The 18,803-nt window shown below is 68.6% G+C and carries 14 protein-coding genes; 5 read left to right on the top strand and 9 right to left on the bottom strand.

The window, feature by feature from the left end; translation table 11 throughout:
- Positions 1-40: 40 nt before the first annotated feature.
- Positions 41-835, bottom strand: coding sequence for a hypothetical protein (locus ACQEV1_RS33220; RefSeq protein ID WP_433398908.1), 795 nt, complete (start codon positions 833-835; stop codon positions 41-43).
- 349 nt (positions 836-1,184) lie between these two features.
- A complete protein-coding gene (locus tag ACQEV1_RS33215) occupies positions 1,185-2,006 on the bottom strand; it encodes a helix-turn-helix domain-containing protein (protein WP_433398905.1) in 822 nt (273 codons plus the stop codon).
- Positions 2,007-2,135: 129 nt separating this feature from the next.
- On the opposite strand from ACQEV1_RS33215, the gene ACQEV1_RS33210 reads away from it, so the two are divergent.
- Positions 2,136-2,948 (top strand): phytanoyl-CoA dioxygenase family protein, encoded by an 813-nt coding sequence (locus ACQEV1_RS33210; protein ID WP_433398902.1) that lies wholly within the window; start codon positions 2,136-2,138, stop codon positions 2,946-2,948.
- 33 nt (positions 2,949-2,981) lie between these two features.
- Here the strand turns inward: ACQEV1_RS33210 and ACQEV1_RS33205 are convergent, their stop codons facing one another.
- Positions 2,982-3,524: an NUDIX hydrolase gene (locus tag ACQEV1_RS33205; RefSeq protein WP_433398899.1), complete on the bottom strand. Its 543-nt coding sequence runs from the start codon at positions 3,522-3,524 to the stop codon at positions 2,982-2,984.
- Between the two features lie 12 nt (positions 3,525-3,536).
- Positions 3,537-4,661: an NAD-binding protein gene (locus ACQEV1_RS33200; protein ID WP_433398896.1), complete on the bottom strand. Its 1,125-nt coding sequence runs from the start codon at positions 4,659-4,661 to the stop codon at positions 3,537-3,539.
- A gap of 229 nt (positions 4,662-4,890) precedes the next feature.
- On the opposite strand from ACQEV1_RS33200, the gene ACQEV1_RS33195 reads away from it, so the two are divergent.
- Both ACQEV1_RS33195 and ACQEV1_RS33190 read left to right on the top strand, forming a co-directional pair.
- A complete protein-coding gene (locus ACQEV1_RS33195) occupies positions 4,891-5,973 on the top strand; it encodes a helix-turn-helix domain-containing protein (protein WP_433398893.1) in 1,083 nt (360 codons plus the stop codon).
- A 31-nt stretch (positions 5,974-6,004) separates the two neighbouring features.
- Positions 6,005-6,679, top strand: a complete 675-nt coding sequence (locus tag ACQEV1_RS33190; RefSeq protein WP_433398890.1) for a YdcF family protein — start codon at positions 6,005-6,007, stop codon at positions 6,677-6,679.
- Between the two features lie 151 nt (positions 6,680-6,830).
- Here ACQEV1_RS33190 and ACQEV1_RS33185 read toward each other — a convergent pair whose 3' ends face one another.
- The gene (locus tag ACQEV1_RS33185; protein WP_433398887.1) at positions 6,831-9,557 is read right to left on the bottom strand and encodes a glycoside hydrolase family 3 C-terminal domain-containing protein; all 2,727 of its coding nucleotides are present in this window, start codon (positions 9,555-9,557) and stop codon (positions 6,831-6,833) included.
- Between the two features lie 162 nt (positions 9,558-9,719).
- Between ACQEV1_RS33185 and ACQEV1_RS33180 the strand changes: the two genes are divergently transcribed.
- A complete protein-coding gene (locus ACQEV1_RS33180) occupies positions 9,720-10,907 on the top strand; it encodes an ROK family transcriptional regulator (protein ID WP_285623493.1) in 1,188 nt (395 codons plus the stop codon).
- A 168-nt stretch (positions 10,908-11,075) separates the two neighbouring features.
- Here the strand turns inward: ACQEV1_RS33180 and ACQEV1_RS33175 are convergent, their stop codons facing one another.
- The 4 genes from ACQEV1_RS33175 to ACQEV1_RS33160 form a co-directional block, all read right to left on the bottom strand.
- Positions 11,076-12,152, bottom strand: a complete 1,077-nt coding sequence (locus tag ACQEV1_RS33175; RefSeq protein WP_433398884.1) for a trans-sulfuration enzyme family protein — start codon at positions 12,150-12,152, stop codon at positions 11,076-11,078.
- A gap of 39 nt (positions 12,153-12,191) precedes the next feature.
- Positions 12,192-12,731, bottom strand: coding sequence for a MarR family winged helix-turn-helix transcriptional regulator (locus ACQEV1_RS33170; RefSeq protein WP_433398881.1), 540 nt, complete (start codon positions 12,729-12,731; stop codon positions 12,192-12,194).
- A gap of 117 nt (positions 12,732-12,848) precedes the next feature.
- On the bottom strand, positions 12,849-13,772 hold the full coding sequence (locus ACQEV1_RS33165; RefSeq protein WP_433398878.1) for a hypothetical protein: 924 nt from the start codon (positions 13,770-13,772) through the stop codon (positions 12,849-12,851).
- Positions 13,773-13,917: 145 nt separating this feature from the next.
- A complete protein-coding gene (locus ACQEV1_RS33160) occupies positions 13,918-17,475 on the bottom strand; it encodes an alpha-N-acetylglucosaminidase TIM-barrel domain-containing protein (RefSeq protein ID WP_433398875.1) in 3,558 nt (1,185 codons plus the stop codon).
- 97 nt (positions 17,476-17,572) lie between these two features.
- Between ACQEV1_RS33160 and ACQEV1_RS33155 the strand changes: the two genes are divergently transcribed.
- Positions 17,573-18,781: an ROK family protein gene (locus tag ACQEV1_RS33155; protein ID WP_433398872.1), complete on the top strand. Its 1,209-nt coding sequence runs from the start codon at positions 17,573-17,575 to the stop codon at positions 18,779-18,781.
- Positions 18,782-18,803 lie beyond the last annotated feature (22 nt).

Genomic DNA, 18,803 nt, shown 5'->3' with positions numbered 1-18,803 from the left:
AGCATGTACGTCGGTTGATGTGACCTGCCGCGTATGAACGCTACCCTGCCCCATTGCTGCCGAACGCCGCCACCTGCTGGACCAGGCCGTTCGAGATGACCGTGATCCGGCGTCGACCGGGCAGGTCCACAAAGGGGCACCCGTCCGGCCCCTCCCGCAACGTGGCCGACTCGTCGCCGGGTTCGAGCCACAACAACTTGCCGGACCGCAGCCAGTCGGTGAGCTCGAAGTCGTACTGTGAGACCCGCGGCCGGTCCCAGTCCCAGCCGCGGTTAACGCCGTCCCGGTACACCGGATACGTGTTCTCGCCCCAGAGATTCACAAGCGTGACGCCTTTGGGCTTGGGTCCGAAGTAGCTGATCGTCCAGCCGGTGTGCGCACCCACCGACACTTCGGCGACAACAGCTCGCACGCCTCGGCTGTTGAGGATCCGGGGCACGACGAACGGCACATCCGGGCCCGGGACCACGGCGAACGGCGGATGCTCGACCGGATTGGCCAGCCGCATCGCTCCGGTCATGGCAAGCCAGCCGAGTGGCAGAGGCGAAGGCGGGCGGCGGATGGAGCTCACGTAGTTCCAGAAACGGCCGTCGAGGCCGTATACCTCGATCGGCCAGCGCACCAGCCCGCCGTTGTCCGGGCAACGCGCGACGGTGACCTCGGGCAGCAGCGCACGGTACCAGCGGTTGACCTCCCTGACGCGATTCGGGTCCGGCGACTTCTGCGCGAGCAGCCGAAAGCTCTCGGACGTCAGCCGCGCCCGCTCGGCGACGGGGTCGTCGGCCATCAGTCTGGCCTTCCTGCGGATCGGGCCCACGGTCCCCAGTTCGTCCACAGCAGCGTCACCGTCACCACAAGTCCTATCGGTCGGCCGGGGGCGAAACGTAATAAGCCCACGCCGCCGCCACGTTCGTGTTGTCCTACGAGCTTGTCGCGCATCTCTTCGTGCGGATCGTCCGGGTCCCAACGCACGACCGCGCCGTGCATTACGCCGAATCTCCCTCTTTTGCACATATCTGCGATCAGCAGATCGTACTTGGCCTGGGCTGTCCAACGCCGACAGCAGGTGCACCTGCCTCCCGTCGCTACATCGGAGCGCCACGCAGCGTCTTGCCGTCCACGACGATCACGATGCGCCGCTGCTGCCGGCCCCGCTTAACTTCGAAGAGCCACCTTCGTTCGTGTCAGCCGTCGGGGCGGAAGCGGGTGCGGTAGGCGGCCGGGCCGAGAGTGAAGAAGTGCCGGAAACGGCGGCTGGCGTAGTTGGGGTCGTGCCAGCCGACGAGTCTTCCGATCGCCGCGACGGGCAGATCCGTCTCGATGAGAAGGGCCGCGGCGCGTTCCGCTCGCAGCCGGCCCAGATAGTTCATGGGCGGGACGCCGAGCTGTGCGGTGAACAGACGCGTCAGGTACGGCGGTGACACGCTCACGGTGGCTGCGAGTTCGTCCAGGTTCCAGGCGCGCTGGATGTCGTTCTCCAGTAGCTGCGCCGCGGCCAGTACGGCGGGGTGGACCTGACCAGTGGCGTCCTCGGAGACGGCCGTGCCGCCCAGCAGGCAGAGCAGGATTCCCACCCGTACGGCATAGACCGGTCCGGCATGAGCCGCGGTTTCGGCCAGGCCGGTCTCGACGATGCGCAGCGTGGCGGGGTCTAGCCGCAGCGGGCGGTCGGATCGCCCGTGCAGTATGCGGCCCAGGTGCGGGGCGGCGCGTATCCACGCCAGCTCGCGCCGGAACGCCTCCGGGCTGACGTACAGGTTGTAGACGACCAGACGGCGGCAGTCGCGGTAGCCGTGCCAGTCGCCCGGCCGGAGCATCGTCACCGCGCCGCGGTCCAGGGGCTGTTCGCCCGCGGCCGAGACGTGCGTGGCGGTGCCGTCCGTGACGACGGCGAGCTCGATGAAGTCATGGCTGTGGGCGGAGGTGTCGCTCCGCAGCTCGTACCGTTCGGCGGTGATGGGCGGCCCGCCCGGCGGGAAGATCTCCGCTAGCCGCACGCGATGCATCGGGCCTCTCCTCGCCGGATCGCTGTCAAGATCGTGCTACACCTGTCGGGCTCTCGTGCTAGCCCCATGGTCGAGGCGACGGCGACAGTTGTCGAGACGGCAATCCACGAAAAGGTAAGGAAGACGAGCATGACTGTCGCTGCCGAAAACCCGCGCACCACGCCGGGCGACCTCTCCGAGCACGTCGTGTCGGCGTACCGCCGGGATGGTTTCGTCCACCTGCCCGGCGTCATCTCCCGTACGGACGCGGCCCGGTTCGCCGAAGCGGCGTTGGCCGCCCGCGACACCGTACGGGACCACCACGACGGGGCGATCTTCACGCAGCTGCTCCAGCTGTGGCGTCACGACGAGACCCTGCGCGAGCTCACCCTGAACCCGGACCTGGCCGCCATCGCGACCCGCCTGGCGGGGATCCCGCTGCGGTTGTGGCACGACCAGCTGCTGATCAAGGAGCCGCGCAACGGAGCCGCGACGGAGTTCCACCAGGACCAGCCGTACTGGCCGCACGCCGGTTCACGGCATGCCCTCTCGGCCTGGGTGGCGCTGGTGGACGTGCCGGTCGACCGTGGCTGCATGACGTTCATTCCGGGCTCCCAGCACCTGGACGGCCTGCGGCCGCAGGATCTGTCCGACCACGGCGACATGTTCACCGTGGCGCCCGACCTGCAGTGGGAACAACGCGTCACCGTCCCCCTGCGCGCGGGCGACTGCACGTTCCACAACTCACGCCTCGCCCACAGCGCCACACCCAACTTCACCGACGACCCTCGCATCGCCCATGTCGTCATCTACGCGGACGCGGACCTGACCCTGGCGGCCGAACCCGCCCACCCCGTCACCGACCCGCTCGGCCTGACCGTGGGCCGGTCCCTTCCCGACGAGCACTTCCCACGCTTCGCCGACCACGCCAAGGGGCCGGGGGAGTCCGCGCCGACAGCGTGAACGAGTCGAACCAGTTGATCGTTTGACAGTCGCTCAGCACAGAGCTCGCATGGTGCGGTAGCGAAGCGTCTCGTCCGTGATCGTCTCGGCGTCGCGCCACGCTGCCGCACTGACCTCTTCGGTCTGGAGCGCACCTACCTCCGCAGAGCTGCGGAAGAGGAAGCGAAAGTCGATGTGCTGGTGCTCAGGCTCGCGCTTGGCGTCGTTCGCCGGGATGGAGTGGACGTCGATCTGGAGCGGGCGCAGTCCTTCAGGAACGACGGCCGAGGCGGGAATTCCGGTCTCTTCGGTCAGCTCGCGTTGCGCCGCGTCGACAAGCCGTACGTCATCGACCTCAAGGTGCCCGCCCGGCAACAACCAGCGGTCGAGGGTGAGATGGTGAATGTGGAGCACGCGGCCGTCGGGGTTGACAAGAAGCGCCCCTGCCGTGGCATGTCCCCGGAACTCTTTGCGTGAGGTGAGGTCGGCTCCTGCGTCGATGAGGCTGACGACCGGTTCGAGCAGGCCATTCTCCTCGGGGTGGGCGTCGAGGTAGGCGACGAGGGTCTCGCGGAGGTGCGCGGTTGTAATGGGCACAGGCTTTTGTCCTTATTGGTGGAAGTGGTCTAGCCACGTCGTGGCGATGGCTGCGCGATCGGACGGGCTGACCTCGTGTATACCGGGGTCCAGTTCGCCGCGGGCGAGCATGGCAGAAGCAGCCAGTATCTCCGCCTGAACGAGGAAGATGAACGGTCCCACACTGGCGCCGTGCAGGAAGTTCACGGCATTTCCGCCATTGAGCAGGTAGAAATAGTGGCCAGCGGTCAGGTACCTGGTGACGTGCTTGTCAACGTGAACCCGCTCGTAAACTTCCGGTAGGTCATCGAGTTCAAGCTCGTCCTCACTGCTGGTCACGGTTGCCACGTATGCACCATTTCGCAGCCGTGGGAAGTCCTCGCCGCGCAGCGACAGCGAGCCGGTGGCACACAGCACGAGACCGGCGTGCTCCAGGCCGCCGGCCCGGTCACGGACCACGGTGAAACTTCGCGATAGGGCCTGTGTGCGCCGCACGGGGTCGATATCGAAGATGATCACTCGTACGCCTTTTGCATGCAGGAGATGGGCGATGGAACTACCCAACCTGCCGAAGCCGATCACGAGTGCGGTACGTCCGTGCAGTATGTCGCCGCGGCCGCGCATAAGCGCCTCGGTGGAAAACACGACTGACTGCCCGACGAGGAAGTCCTCAGGAGCTTTGAGCGGTGAACGGGCCACAGAGACGACGGGGCAGGGAAGTTTGTTCAGTTCGGCGTACCGCCTATGTCCATTTTCGGTGTCCTCCACCACACCCAGGACATGGCCTGAGAAGCGATCGCTCAGCGCGCTCAGAGCCGGGGCGAAGTACCCGCCCACGTCGAGCAGCACGGTTGTGCGGCCAGCAGCGCGGGTCTCCACATAGCGCACGGCGCGGTTGGAATCGGCGAACATCTCGCGCGTCAGCCCGTCGCACGGATGTCCGTCGGCCTCAACTTGGCGCCGCGCCCCGGCTTGTACGGACTTCGGTTTGGGCAGCACGACCCGCAGATCGGTCACACGCGCCACGCCCCGTACGAACGCCGGCCGCTCCGGCAGTAAGTGCGTGATCAAGAACGATGCTGGGCGCTCCTGAGGTGCGAAACGCGCGGCGATGCGTCCGAAGTAGGCGTCAAGACGGGCGCTTTCGAACGTTTCCATCCGTGCATCTCCTCCTTACGGCGATCTCGGGTTGTCCACTGGAACCGACCGGAGGCTGTTCGGACGACCGGCGCACTGCGCGTGGGCCGATGGCCCTCTGGCGAGTTCCATGGACCAAGCGTCGTTTCGAACTGACGGCCGCGAAATGACCGGGCGTTGTACTTCTGTTGCACTTCCCGGCCGCAGCCATCACGCAGCGTGCTTCCATGTAACCTGAGGGAGGCAGCCCGTGATCGGCGTGCAGCAGTGGACCGGCCGCGAAGCAAGCGCCCTGCGCGCAGCGCTCCGGATGAGCACACGCACGTTCGCTGAACACCTGGGTGTCGCACTGCGCACAGTCGCGAAATGGGAGAAGCTCGGCCCGCACACCCGTCCGCGGCCAGATACGCAGGCGATCCTCGACACTGCTCTCGCGCGAGCCGATACGGCAGCGCGAGTGCGATTCGAGACGCTGCTTTCCGATCTCGCGGACAGATTCGCGTATGCCGACCCCGTCTGCGCAGCGGACTACGAGACGTGGGCGGAGGACATTGACCGCGTCCTCGTGTGTCTTGGCCGTCAAGACTTCTCGTTCGCCTCAATTTTGTTGAACCGCTGGCTCGATAGAGACGACCCGCGTGCTCTCGATGACAGGGGTCGGTACCTCTATGGCCGGTCGCTCGTACTCCTTGGCGATTTGCGACGGGACCAAGGGGTGACCCTCGGTCCTCTCTCGGCGCAGCATTCCTACAAGGCTGCACACGGCCTGTTCAGCGAGCTCGCCATTCCCCGGCGGGTCGCCCAGACCGAGTTGTCACTCGCTGTGATCGACGAGATGTCCGGAAACCTGGAAATCTCCGCCCGGCATTACGAGCGATTGGCGACCGACGACCGGCTCAGCGCGCGCGATCGGGCGCGAGCCCGGCTATGGATAGGGACGGCGCTGAGCAAGTACGGCGAGAACGAGTACGCGGTCAAGGCGATGATGGAGGCGACTCGCGGCTTCGAGGATCTCGCGGAACCCGACGACTGGTCTGTCGCTCACCAGAAGGTCGCTCTCGCCTACCGAGGGAGCGGTGACCTTACCCGGGCACTCCACAACATCGACATCGCGCGTTCGACTGGGATCGTAGAAACGCCGATGCAGCGAGTGCGGCTCGACACCGCGCACGGGCACATCCTTCTGTCGGACCCCGCCACCCGAGATGATGGGCGATCCGTCCTCGACGGCGCGGCACAAGTGGCGAGGCAATATGGGCTCAGCCACCAGCTTCGCAGCATCGAGGGTATCCGGCGGTCGTTCGGTGATCCCTCAGCCGCGCTGTCGACTTAGGTGGCCAGCGAGCATGAAACAAGGAGTCTGCGTGCCTGACCGTGAGCAGCGTTTCCACATCACCGACACGCAGTGGGACGACGCAAGGTTGATTTGGAACTATCACCAAATGGGGCATGAGCCCCGCCCCTGCTCGGCGGCGATCGGCTTGGGCAGCCACGATCTCGGCGTCGCGACCACCGCAGCTGACCTTTATCGCGCTGGTCTGTTCCGGGTGATCGTGTTCAGCGGGGGGAACAGCCCGACGACGGCAGCCCGTTTCCCCCGCGGTGAGGCGGTTCACTATCGAGAGCATGCGCTCGCGCTGGGCGTGCCCGACGAAACGATCCTGATCGAGCCCAACGCGGGGAACACGGGCCAGAACGTCACCTTCTCGCGCGAGATACTGTCCGAGGCCGGTGTCGAAGTCGACTCACTGCTCCTGATCTCCAAGCCGTACATGGAGCGTCGTGCTTATGCCACATGCCGCAAGGTGTGGCCCGAGGTCGACGTCGTGTGCGCTTCCGAGCCGCTGCTCCTCGACGACTATGTGAAGGCCATCGGCGACGAGAAACTCGTCGTGGACATGCTCGTCGGCGACCTGCAGCGGGTGATCGAGTACCCGAAGTTCGGGTTCGCCATCGAGCAGGGGGTACCAGAGGACGTCCTTGCCGCCTATGAGCGCCTTCTGCGTGCCGGATTCGACGGCCGTCTCCTCAAACTCTGAGCCGAACCCGTTCCGGGCCTTGGCTTCGGTGTTCATCGTGTCGCCCGCGTCGGTGGCGGGGTTGGACCCGCCGCTGTCGGACACCGCGCCCACAAGGTGAAATGAAAAAGGGGACGGATCCCCGAGGGGATCCGTCCCCGATTTCGTTCGGTCAGGAGACGTGGACGACGAAACTCGTCGAGGCCGTCTTCCCCTTGTAGTGGACCCTGGCGGTGACCATGGCGACTCCGGCCCCGACCGTACGGATCGTGCCGTCGGCGTCCACCCGCACCACCTGCGGGCGGTCGCTGTGGAACGTCGTCGTCAGGCCCTGCGGCAGCGGGACGCTCGCGCCCTTGGTGACGTAGCCGTAGACGCTCTCGTCCGCCGTCGACACGGTCAGGTGCGGGTCGATGGTGGTGCCGCGGTCGAACATGACGCGCTGGACGATCCCCTGCGCGGCGTCACCGGCCTGCGCCGGCTTGGCGGTGACGACCGCGGGGGTCGGCAGCAGCGTGCCGCCCACCTTGACGGACGTTCGCGCGGCGACGTCGGAGCTGGAGGTCGCGAGTTGCAGCTCGTACTTTCCGGGGTCGACCTTGTACCGCTTGGCCGCCTCGTCGTAGAAGGCGAACTGGGACACCGGCACCGTGAACGACACGTGCTCGGTCCGGTGCGGCGCCACCGTGACCTTCCGGAAGGCCTCCAGGCGCTTGACCGGACGCTGCGCCGACGCCGGCTCGAACGGTGTCGCCACGTAGAGCTGCGGCACCGCGTCACCGGCCCGCGAACCGCGGTTGGTGACGTCGGCCGTGACCCGGAGCGTGTCGTTCGCGTCGGCCTTGCCGTGGTCGACCCGCAGGTGCGAGTAGGTGAAGTCGCTGTAGCTCATCCCGTACCCGAACGGGTAGGTGACGTCGCCGGTGAAGTACATGTACGTACGGCCGGCGGTGGTCGCCGTCGGGCGGATGGCGTAGTCGCCGATCGCCGGGAGCTGGTCGAGACTGCGGTACCAGGTGAACGGCAGGCGGCCGCTGGGGTTCGCCGTGCCGAGCAGGACATCGGCGAGTGCCGAGCCCTGACGCTGCCCGTTGTAGGAGCTCCACAGCAGGGCCGGCACCTGGGACTGGAAGTCACCGGTGTCGACCTGGCCCATGGTCTCCAGGTACGTGATCGTGTGCGGGTTCTGCGCCGCGACCTGGCTGATCAGCGAGGACTGGGCGCCGGGGAGCGCGAGCGTGCTGCGGTCGGCGCCCTCGTCGGCGGTGTTCTGGTCGGTGCCGGCCACCACGATCACGACGTCGTAGTTCTTCGCCGCCGCGACGGACGCCGGGTCGACGGTGTCCAGCTTCGCGCCGGTGACACCCGGGTAGTAGTCGACGGTCGCGTCGGGGTCGGCCTTCTGCACGGCCGCCTTCACGCCCTGGTAGGCGTTGACCTCCTTGGCCACGCCCGCCGGGCCCTGGTTGCTGGAGTAGCCGCCGAGGTACAGCGACGACGGGTTGGCGTACGCCCCGATCACGGCGACGCGGTAGGCGCCGGAGGCGGGCACCTTCAGCGGCAGGAGGCTCTTGCCGGCGACCGCCTCGTTCTTCAGCAGCACGAGGCTCTGGTCGGCGACACGCTGGTCCAGCGCGAGCCGGTCGGCCGTCTCGGTCACGGCGTTGTTGGCGTCCGTGTTGGTCCAGGTGCCCGGCGCCAGGCGCTTACGCGCGTCGCGGACCCACGGCACGGTGTTCTCGGCGTCGAACTCACCGGTCTCGATGCGCGCGGTGAACAGCCGAACGAGTGAGACGTCGACGTCGCCCTCGTTGTACACGTCGGTCTGGGTGGTGATGTGGTTCGCGACCGCGGTCGGGATCGTGTTCGCGTAGCTGTAGGAGTCGTGGTAGCCCTGGTTGCAGTCCAGGTCCTCACCTGCGGCGTTGGCGTACGCCGTCCGGCCGTACTGGTCCAGCGGCGCGGGCGCGCCCGGCGGTTGCCAGTGGTGCCCGGCCTGGATCTCGTACACCGCGTCGCAGTCGGAGGTGAAGTAGCCCCCGAAGCCGAACGTCTGGCGAGCGAGCGTGTCCATGAGCTGCACGTTGGCGGCGGCCGGAACGCCGTTGACGCTGTTGTAGGAGCTCATGATCGAGCCGGGGTCGCTGCTCTTGATGATGTCGCGGAACTGGGCGGTGTAGTACTCGCGCAGCGTCCGCTGGTCCATGTCCGAGGATCCGGTACGCCGGTTGAACTCGCTGTTGTTCGCGGCGAAGTGCTTGATGGTGGCGATGGCCTTGAGGTAGCCGCCCGCGGACGCGGGCAGCCTGCCGTTCTCATCCTGCCCCTGCAGCCCGTTGACGTACTGCGAGGCGAGCACGCCGGTGAGCGTCGGGTCCTCGCTCCACGTCTCGTCGTTCCGGCCCCAGCGCGGGTCCCGGGCGAGATTGACGGTGGGGGAGTAGTAGTCGAGGTCCTGGGTGTTGTTCCTGGCCACCTCGCGGGCCTCGTCGGAGATCCGGCCGGCCTCTTCGTGCACCAGGTCGGGGTTCCACGTGCTGCCCAGCGACAGGTCCACCGGGTAGGACGTCGTGTTGGTGAGGACCGGTGGGTTCGCGCCCGTGTTGGTCTGCTCCCGGGCGACGCCGTGGGCGGCCTCGTTCCACCAGCCCCAGGCCGCCACGCCCAGCTCGGGGATGGCCGGCGCCGCGCTGCTGTTCATCTGCTGGGCCTTCTGGACCAGCGTGAGACGTGAGACGAGGTCGGCGGCGCGCTCCGCGGGCTGGTAGTGCGGGTTCAGGTAGATCGGCGTGGCCGACGCGCGGGCCGGCCCGTTCGCCAGCGCGCTCGGTGCGGCCGCCACGACGGTGCAGCTCAGCGCCGCTCCGGCCGCCACGATCGCGAATGCTCGTTTGTGCATGGCACTCCCCATTGCGGGTGATTCTCACCGGCACGCCCCCGATGCCCGGTCAATCGACATCCGGACTCTAAGGATCAGGGTTTATTCGCGTCAATGAGTAACTTGCCGGAAATGTCGCGTGAGTTTCTCCGAAGCTCGGCATAACTCCTCTAACCTGGCGACATGACGAGCGCCCCCGGCTCCCTCGAGTCCCTGCGATCCCGCAACCGCCTCCGCGTGCTGGAAACGGTGCAGCAACGCGGCGCCATCACCCGCGTCGACATCGCCCGGACGACGGGACTGTCCCGTACGACCGTCTCCAGCCTGGTCACGGAGCTGCTGTCCGAGGGAGTCCTCAGCGAGCTCGCCGAGCCGCTCACCTCCTCACCCGGCGGCGGTCGCCCGGCCACCCTGCTCGCCCTCAACCCGGGTGGTGGCGGCGTGCTCGGCGTCCACCTGCGGCACGACGGTGTCCGCGTGGTGCTGGCGGACCTGTCCGGCCAGGTGCTCGGCGAACGGCAGCGCACGATCGACGTCGACCACCGGCCCGCCGACTCGCTCGCGTACGTCGCGGACGCGGCGCTGGAGCTGGTGGCGGACTGGGGGCGCGGCATGCGGCGCGTCATCGGCATGGGCGTCGCGGTCTCGGCGCCCGTGCAGCGCGTGTCACACGCGCTGCGCAACCCCTCCATGCTGCGTGACTGGGGTGACGTCGACATCGCCGCGCGGCTGCGGGAGCGCGTCGGCGTACCGGTCCACGTCGGCAACGACGCGAACCTGGGCGCGATCGCGGAGTGGACGTTCGGCGTCGGCCGGGGCGCGGACGACCTCATCTACGTGATGCTGTCCGACGGCGTCGGCGCCGGCCTGATCTTGAACGGCCGGCCGTACGAGGGCGCCGCCGGCGCGGCCGGCGAGCTGGGTCACGTCACCGTCGTGGACGGCGGCTACGTCTGCCGGTGCGGCAACCGCGGCTGCCTCGAGACGGTCGTCGGCACCCGCGCGCTCGTCGCGGCGGTGGCGCACAGCCGGGGCCCGGACACGACGCTGGCGGACGTGGTCGAGCTGGCGGTGGCCGGCGATCCCGGATGCCATCGGGTCGTCGCCGACGCGGGCCGCACGATCGGCCGGACCCTGTCGGGCCTCTGCGCCGTGCTCGACCCCAAGCTCGTGATCGTCGGAGGCGGCATCGCCGCCGCGGGCGCGCCGCTGCTCGACGGTGTACGGGAGGTCCTCGCCAGGCGGCTCCCACCGGCGATCAGCCAAGGAGTGGTGGTCACCGCCAGCCGCCTCGGCGACCACGCCGAGGTGCTCGGCGCCGTCGCACTCGCCACGCGCCGCACCTCCGCGCACCTGCTCGCCCCTTCGTGATCAAGGTGGCGGGGCGCCCAAGGCCCCTAGCCATTTACGGGTGAATGTGCCAAGTTTTTCTGGCAGGCGTAGTAGATACGCAGGCCCTGGTGCCGGCCTCGGGGTGTGATGGCCTGCATCACACCCCTGGAACCGGCGTTGACGTGCCGCACGATGACTGTGCGCTTGTCAGGGGCGGGCTGCTGTGTCGAGCGCGTGCTGGAGGTCTTCCCACAGGTCTTCGGGGTGTTCGAGTCCCACACTGAGTCGGAGCAGGCCGGCGGGCACAGCCTCTTCGCCTGGCCATCGCTGGCGGCGATCGATGGTGGTCTCGACGCCTCCGAGGCTGGTTCCGCCGACGATGAGTTCAAGTGCCCCGGTGAGGCGGTCGGCGATTTCAGCATCGGCTACTTCGAACGAGATGATGGCTCCGAACCCGCTCATCTGGGCGCGTGCCCGGTCGTGGTTCGGGTCGCTGGACAGGCCCGGGTAGCGGACGGACGTCACTGCCGGGTGGTTGGTAAGGCGCTCGGCGAGTTCTTGCGCGGTTCGTTGTTGCTGCGCGAAGCGCAGTGGCAGAGTCCGCAAGCCGCGCAGCGCGAGGTAGGTCTCCATGACACCGGGGATCGCACCGTGCAGCGTCCGGTGCGTGAGGAGCGATGCTCGTCGGTCCTCGTCGGCGGTGATGACGGCGCCGAGTAGCAGGTCAGAGTGGCCGCCGATGTATTTGGTGGCGGAGTGGAGGACGGCGTCGGCGCCCCAGGCGAGCGGTTGTTGCAACAGAGGCGTGGCGAAGGTGTTGTCCACCACCGTCGTCACTCCGGCTTCGCTCGCGGCGGCGAGAATCGGCCGGAACTCGATGACACCAAGCATGGGGTTGGTCGGGGATTCGAGCCACAGCAGTTCGGTCGAGGCCAACGTGGCAAGGACGGCGCTGGTGTCGGTCACCTCGACCGGCTGCAGCCGCACCCGGCCGCGGTTCTCCAGGTCGCGTAGCAACCCCCGAGTGCCCAGGTACGCGTCTGCTGGAACAGTCACCATGGCGCCGACCCGCAGGGGCTCGATCAACGCTGCGATCGCGGCCTGGCCGGAGGCGAACGCCACAGCATGTCCGCCCTCGAGCAGGCCTAGTGCCTCCTCGAATGCCGTCCAGCTCGGATTTCCCCATCGTCCGTACCCGACGGGGCCACCATCACGGTAGGTAGAGGCGAACGTCGGGGGGATGTTCAGGGGCGCACCCGGCGAATGATTACGACCCGCCGTCACTGCAAGCGTCTGTGGCCGCCACCTTCTGGGACTCCTCACTTACTCCACCTCCAGGACGCCGGCACGTGGCGGCGCCTCACCGTTGTCACGGAGTGAACCGCCGACCGGGCACGCGTCACCGTCGCAGCGCATGTGGTCACACAGCCGGCACACGGTGCGTGCCCGATCTGCGGGCAGCGCGGCATGCCGAAGAATCTTGTCGACGAGGGTGGCGAACTGCCGTCGCTCGCTGTCGGTGAGTGGGGCGAGTATCCACTCAAGCGTGTGCAGCCGGCGGCGCTGGAGGTTTTCGGCGAGCTGTCGCCCAGCGTCGGTGAGCCGTGCCATGACCGACCTGCCTTGCCCCGCGTACCGCCGCACGAGCCCGTCGCGTTCGAGCCGGTCGAGCAGCCTTACCGCCCCGGACCCGGTGAGTCCGAGAACATTCGCCAGTTCACCGACGGTCGTGTCCGGGAAGTACGACAGCGTCAGCACAGCGGCCATCGCAGTGCCGCTGTGCTCGGCCGCCGCCTCCGCGATGCCGCCGTCCACGGCGGACGCCAACGCTCCCAGCCAGTTCGCCGCAAGTTCCTCACGCATGGACCTATGATGACTGACTCAGTCATATATAGCTAGGCCCCGCCCGAGTGTCCGGGCGCCTGGACGCCGCGTGGTCCGCCTGCCACGTGCGACGCGCGCCTTCTGCTCCCTTTCTGCTCAAGAGGAGAAGAAGTCGAGCCAGAAGCCGACCAGGAACAAGAAGATGCCCGCCCATCTCAAGCCGTGATCCGGCTTCGGCTTGTCCAGCAGCGAGGCTACGAGACTTGCGGCCCTCTCCAGCATCCAATACAGCACCCTGTGCATGACTCCCGCTCGGAAGAACAGAGGAGGGACGACGATGCAGGCGATCAGAACTGAGATCACAGCGTATCCGGGTGCATGGCCGACGAGAGCGAATATCAGCATTGCGCCGAGAAGGATGACGTAGAGGGCTACGATGCCGCTGCCATCCTCCTTGCCCTTACGCCGAAGCAACTCCGCGTCTGACTCTTCGAGGCGATCGAGAAACAGGTCCCGGATAAGCCTGTCCAGGAAGTGGCGTTGTTGCTCACAGACGTCCTGGTGGTCTTTCCTGGTGCAATCATGGTTGAGCTGTCTTTCTCGGCTGAACCGAGAACGCAGGGCGCGATAGTCCTCCATCGAGTACGGGGAGCCCGGCGGTAGGCTCTCCACCCCGTCCTTCCGGAGGTAGGTGTAGGTGATCGATGGCATGTCGGGGACGCTCTCGATGCTGTTGGTCTCCGTGATCAGCTGCCGCAAGAAGGCTTCCTTCGCAAGAAGCGATTCGACGGCGACCGCATCGGAAAGATTTCTCATGAGCCCCGTGCGTATCGCCTTCGCCTTCCTTCCGAGCGCCCGCAGGTCATCCGGTTCCACGACATCGAGGAGTGCCAGCAGGCCGGCGAGGAACTGAAGGAACTTCCCGATCCTGCCCCACCAGATGACCGGACAATTCAAAAAGCGGAGCGTGCCGGCTGATCTGCCGCTCAGGAAAGTATGGTCGATCGCCTGGAAATAGGCCCCAACAAAGATCGTGCAAGCGATGGCGGTATAGAATTTCCAGCTTTTGAGTAGCCGCATGCCGCAGAGACCTCATGTGGGGGAGAACGTCCGTCGTGGCGAGATGGCCAGTATGCCGTCCCGGTCCCGGCGAATGTCAGAGATCATGCGAGGAAGCGAAAGGCGGACTTGGAGAGTCCGCCTTTCGCTTCGCCAGGGGGGTGGACTAGGCCACCGGTGTGCCGTAGACGCCGACCTCGGTGAGGTGGAACGTGGCGTTGGCGGTGTTGCCGAGGCCGATCACCCGGACGTACCGGGCCTTGGCCTCGGTGTTCATCGTGTCGCCCGCGTCGGTGGCGGGGTTGGGCCCGTTGCGGCCGCCGAGGGTGAACCAGTGCGTGCCGTCGACGCTGCCCTCCAGCCGGTAGGTGTAATAGCGCGTGCCGTCGACGTAGTTGCGGACGTTGACCCGGGACACGTCGTTGACGGCGCCGAGGTCGACGCGCCACCAGGTCTGGCCGTAGGTCATCGGGCCGCCCCAGTACGGCGAGTTGGCGCGGCTGCCGTCGTTGGCGGACTCCGGCGGGCGGCCCGACTCCGAGGACAGGGCCGTCACCGGCTTGTGGAGGCTCTGCAGGACGTCACCGGACCCGTCGCGGGACGTGTCCGTCGCGGCCGCGATGCCGCCGTCGAACAGCGCGATCGCCTCCTGCGACGTGTGGCTGTTGACCGCGCTGACGAACATGCCGACGTCCTGCGTGGCCGACGCGCCGGTGACCGTGCCGGAGCCGATCACGGTCCAGTTCTTGTCGTCGGAGCTGCACGAGCCGGTCACGCGGCCGCCGTCCGTGCGCAGCCGCACGTACAGGTCGCCGGCGGTGAATCCGCCGACCTCGGTCACGTGGTCGAGCCTGCCGTCGCCGTCGGCGTCGTAGGAGAAGACGCAGCCGTGCTCCGGGGTGACGGCGATGTCGGCGTACCCGCCGGACCCGGTCTTGGACAGGTCGTTGCCGACGACCAGGCCCGCGCGGCTGTACGGGGACGCGCCGTCGAGCTCGGTCACCTTCGTGGACACCGCGTGACCCGAGGTGAGCCCGCCGCTCTGGTAGACGGTCGCGAGCTCGTTGGTGGCACCCCACACGTCCTTGCCGCCGGCGGCGATGCCCGTCGTGTCGCCCGTCCGGGCGAACTCGGCCGGGGCGGAGGCGGCCGTCTTGTAGGGCGGCGAGACCGTGCTCCCGCCGACCATCAGGAGGGAGTGCGCGGTCGCCCGGCCGGATTCGCCCCCGGTGGTACGCCAGGAGACCGTGGCCTCCAGGTCGGGCAGCGAGCCGGCCGCCGCGTCGGCGGGGGCGGTCACCGTCCAGGTCGCGGTCGCGGTCTTGGCCGGATCGACGTCGCCTCCGGTGGAGCCCGACGCGGGGCGGACGGTGTAGCCGTGCGGCGCGGTCAGCTCCAACCGCACCTTGTGCGCGGTGTTCAGCGTCGAGTCGTTGGTGAAGGTCGCGGTGACCTGGACCGTACCGCCCGGGGTGACGCCCTTCCGGTCGGAGGTGAGGGCCAGCGCGCCGGACGGCTCCTCGGCCACCTGGGTGGCCAGGCGGTACGCGTCGCCGTGCGGCTCGGCGGCGTAGCGGGTGCCCGCGTGCGCCCAGTTCTCGGCGACCGCGCGCCAGTCGATCGGCTGGGGCTCCTCGCCCGTCTTCAGCGAGGTCTTCAGCACGTCGAAGAACATCTTCCAGCGCTTGGCGTAGTAGCCGCCGACCAGGCCGTTGAAGTCACGCCGTGCGTAGTCCTGAAGGCCGGGGCTCTCGGTCTGCCACAGCGTGACCAGCGACTTCAGGTCGTAGTCGAGGGTCGCGGCCTCCTTCGGGTTCGCGGCCTGGCGGGCCGCCTCCCGCTGCCACGTGCCGAGCAGGAAGTTCGGGTCGGTGCCGAGCACCTCGTCCATCAGCTTCATCTCGCCCATCCACCGGTCGGTGAGCCGGCCGAAGGCGGCGCCGTCGCCGTCGCGGTAGGCGGCGAGGATCTGCGGCAGGAGCGCCCGGCTGCGGTTGGCGAGCACCTGCCGGGCGACGTCGACCAGGTCGTAGCGGTACGCGTCGGAGCGGCGCAGCCGCGGGTCCACCTGGAGCAGTTCGCGCAGCGCCTTCTCGAACTCGACGGGGTCGTACTGCAGCGCCGCCTGCCCGGTGTCGGTGAGGCTCGGCTGGTCGTCGAACAGGGCGGTCACGTGCCGGGTGTCCTTGCCCGCCGGCCAGGAGTACGCCGTGTGCTCGATGATCTTCCAGGCCGCGAGGGCGTGAGGGTCGGCGGCGCCGTAACGGGCGGTGGCGTACTCGGCGAACCAGGCGTCCAGGTCGACGGGCCCGTTCTCCCACGGCATGTCGGCGAAGAACGCCACCGCGGCCGGGTTGTTGTCGATGGCCTCGGGCATCAGCGCGATGCCGTTCATGGCGTTACCGGGCTTGGCCTGCCAGGCGTGGAACTTCTCGTTCCACACGCTGAGGCCGGCGCCGAAGTTCTGGTGGCCGCCGAAGTTCCAGATCGTCCCGAAGGCGTACTGCGTGCCGAGGAAGTCCTTGTCGCGGTCGGTGACGGTGGGCTGCTCGCTGAGGCCGTCCACGATGAACATCTTCGACCGGTCGACCGCCTGGAGCGTCTCGGTGCGGGGGTTGCTCTGCCAGCCGAGGATCACCCAGATCGCGCCCGGGTGGGCGGCCTCCAGCGCGTTCTGGACGGCCTTGGACGCCGGGCCCACCGGCACGGACCCGGCCGTGCCGCCCTCGTGCAGCAGGTCCATCTTGTACATCGTGCTGTCGCCGTACAGCTGGGTCTGGGCCTGGTAGAACGCCGCCGCCACCTTGCCGAACTCCGGCCCGGTCGGGTCGAGCCAGTCGGGCCGCTGTAGACCGTTCCAGGTGCCCTGCGGGACGGTGTTGGCGCCCGGGTTCCGCTTCGCGAAGTCGGTCGGGACGGTGCCGTAGTAGCCGGGCAGCACCGGTGTCATGCCCAGCTCGCGCAGCCGGTCGACGATGCGCCGGGCGAGCACGGTGCGACTGTCGATCAGCTGCTGGGAGATCGGCGAGCCGGTGCAGCACATGTTCTGCAGCAGCCACCACGCCTGGTGGGCCGGCTCCGGGATCCACTCGCGCATGTCGGCGGCGCTGTAGCCGAACTGCTGGAAGGCCTTCTGGTAGACGGCCTCCTGCCCCTCGTACACCAGCACCTGGTTGATGCCGAGCAGCGCGAGCACGTCGATGCGGCGCTGCCACTCCTGCCAGCTCAGGTACGCGCCGGCGTATCCCTCGTTGGTGTCGTTGAGCGCGAACCGGTTGGCGACCGACGCGTCCTCCGCGATCGGCGCGGACGGCAGCGGCAGCCGTGCGGGCAGGTCGAGCTGCGTCCCGCCGATCGCGACGTTGGCGTGCGCGACCTTGCGCAGGTACCAGCCGAAGCCGGTGAGCTGTACGGCCGGGGAGGTGCCCGCGACCACCAGGTGACCGCGCTCGGCGGAGATCTGGAAACGGTCCGCGCCCGTGCCCTTGTCGATCGTCCGCAGCGTGACCTGAGCGGCCCGGCCCTTTCCGAGGACGCGCTCCAGCGCCTGGGCCGCCGGTCCGGTGTCGTGCGCCGCGACCGGCGCCTGTGCGGGATTCGTCCGCGCCGCCGCCGGCGGCGCCGCGGCCAGCGGTACGGCCAGCACCGCGGCCATCGCGGCGATGAGCGCCCGGGATCGGCGCCCGGTGCCCGGTCGTCTTCGTAGTCGTCGGCCCAACATCATGGGGGCACCTCCACCGGAAAAGGGGGGTTTATTAAAGTCCTTACAAAACCGGCCGATTCATAATGTCCGTGCGGGATCCTTCGGTCAAGGGGGTCCGATGGATCTTCCGGAGGGAGCGATGGAAGAAGAGCACGCGGTGGGCACGCCCGTTCTGCGCCGCCTCAACACCGCTTCCGTGCTGCGCGCGGTGCGCGAGTGCGCGCCCGACCCCATCCGGCTGGCCGAACTCGTCAAGCTGACCGGTCTCACCCGCCCCACCGTGGGCCAGGCGGTGGAGGACCTGGTCGAGGCGGGCTGGCTCCAGCACCACCACCCGATCGCCGCCTCGCGGAAGGGCGGCCGGCCGGCCGTACGGGTCTCCCTGCGGGGCCGCGCCGCGCCCGTGCTGGGCCTCGACGTCGGCCCGCACACGGTCAGCGCGGGCATCGACGACCTGGCCGGCCGCCGCCTGGCCGCCGTACGCCGATCGGTCGACCGCAACCGGGCCAGCCGTCTCCTCACCGTCGTCGACGGGGTCATCGCGCGGGCCCTGGAGGAGGCCGGCCTCGAAGCGGACGAGATCGCCGCGCTGGTCGTCGCCACGCCCGGAATCGTCGACGCCGGCTCCGGCCGGATCCTCCTGGCGCCCAGCGTGCCGGGGTGGACCTCGGTGAACCTCTCCGATCACCTCCGCGACCGCTTCCGCTGCCCGGTACGGGTGGAGAACGACGCCAACCTCGCCGCCCTGGCCGTCGCGCGGGAACGCGCGGGACCCGGCACCCTGCTGGCCGTCCAGTGGGGCGAGCGGCTGGGCGCCGGCGTCGTGATCGACGGCCGCCTCCACCGGGGCACCGGAGCCGCGGGCGAGATCGGCTTCATCCGGCCGTCCGGCCGCGTCCCCGACACCGATGACGGCAGGGGCCCGCTCGAACGCGCCATCGGCGCCGAAGCCATCGCCGAACAGGCCCGGCGGGCCGCCGGTGCGCATCCCGAATCGGCTCTGGGCGGCGGCCCGATCGACGCCGCCGCCGTGTTCGCCGCGGCCGCCGCCGGCGACGCGGTGGCCGAGCGGGTCGTGGACGACGTCGCCCGGACCTTCGCCCACGCCATCGCACCGGCCGTCCTGGTGCTGGCCCCCGACGCGGTCGTGATCGGCGGAGGCGTCGCCCGCGCCGGACCCGTCCTGCTCACGGCCATCACCCGGCACCTGACCGACCTGACCCTCACCCCGCCCGACGTCGGGATCTCCGGCCTGGCCGAGGACACGATCCTGACCGGCGCCCTGAGCCTGGCCCTGGACGAGGTCTGGCACCAGCTCCCGGCCTGATCCCGCCGGGCGCGGCCAGGAC

The organism is Actinoallomurus sp. CA-142502 (assembly GCF_050936355.1).
Classification (GTDB): Bacteria; Actinomycetota; Actinomycetes; order Streptosporangiales; family Streptosporangiaceae; genus Actinoallomurus; species Actinoallomurus iriomotensis.
This window is presented reverse-complemented; position numbering and strand designations above follow the sequence as displayed.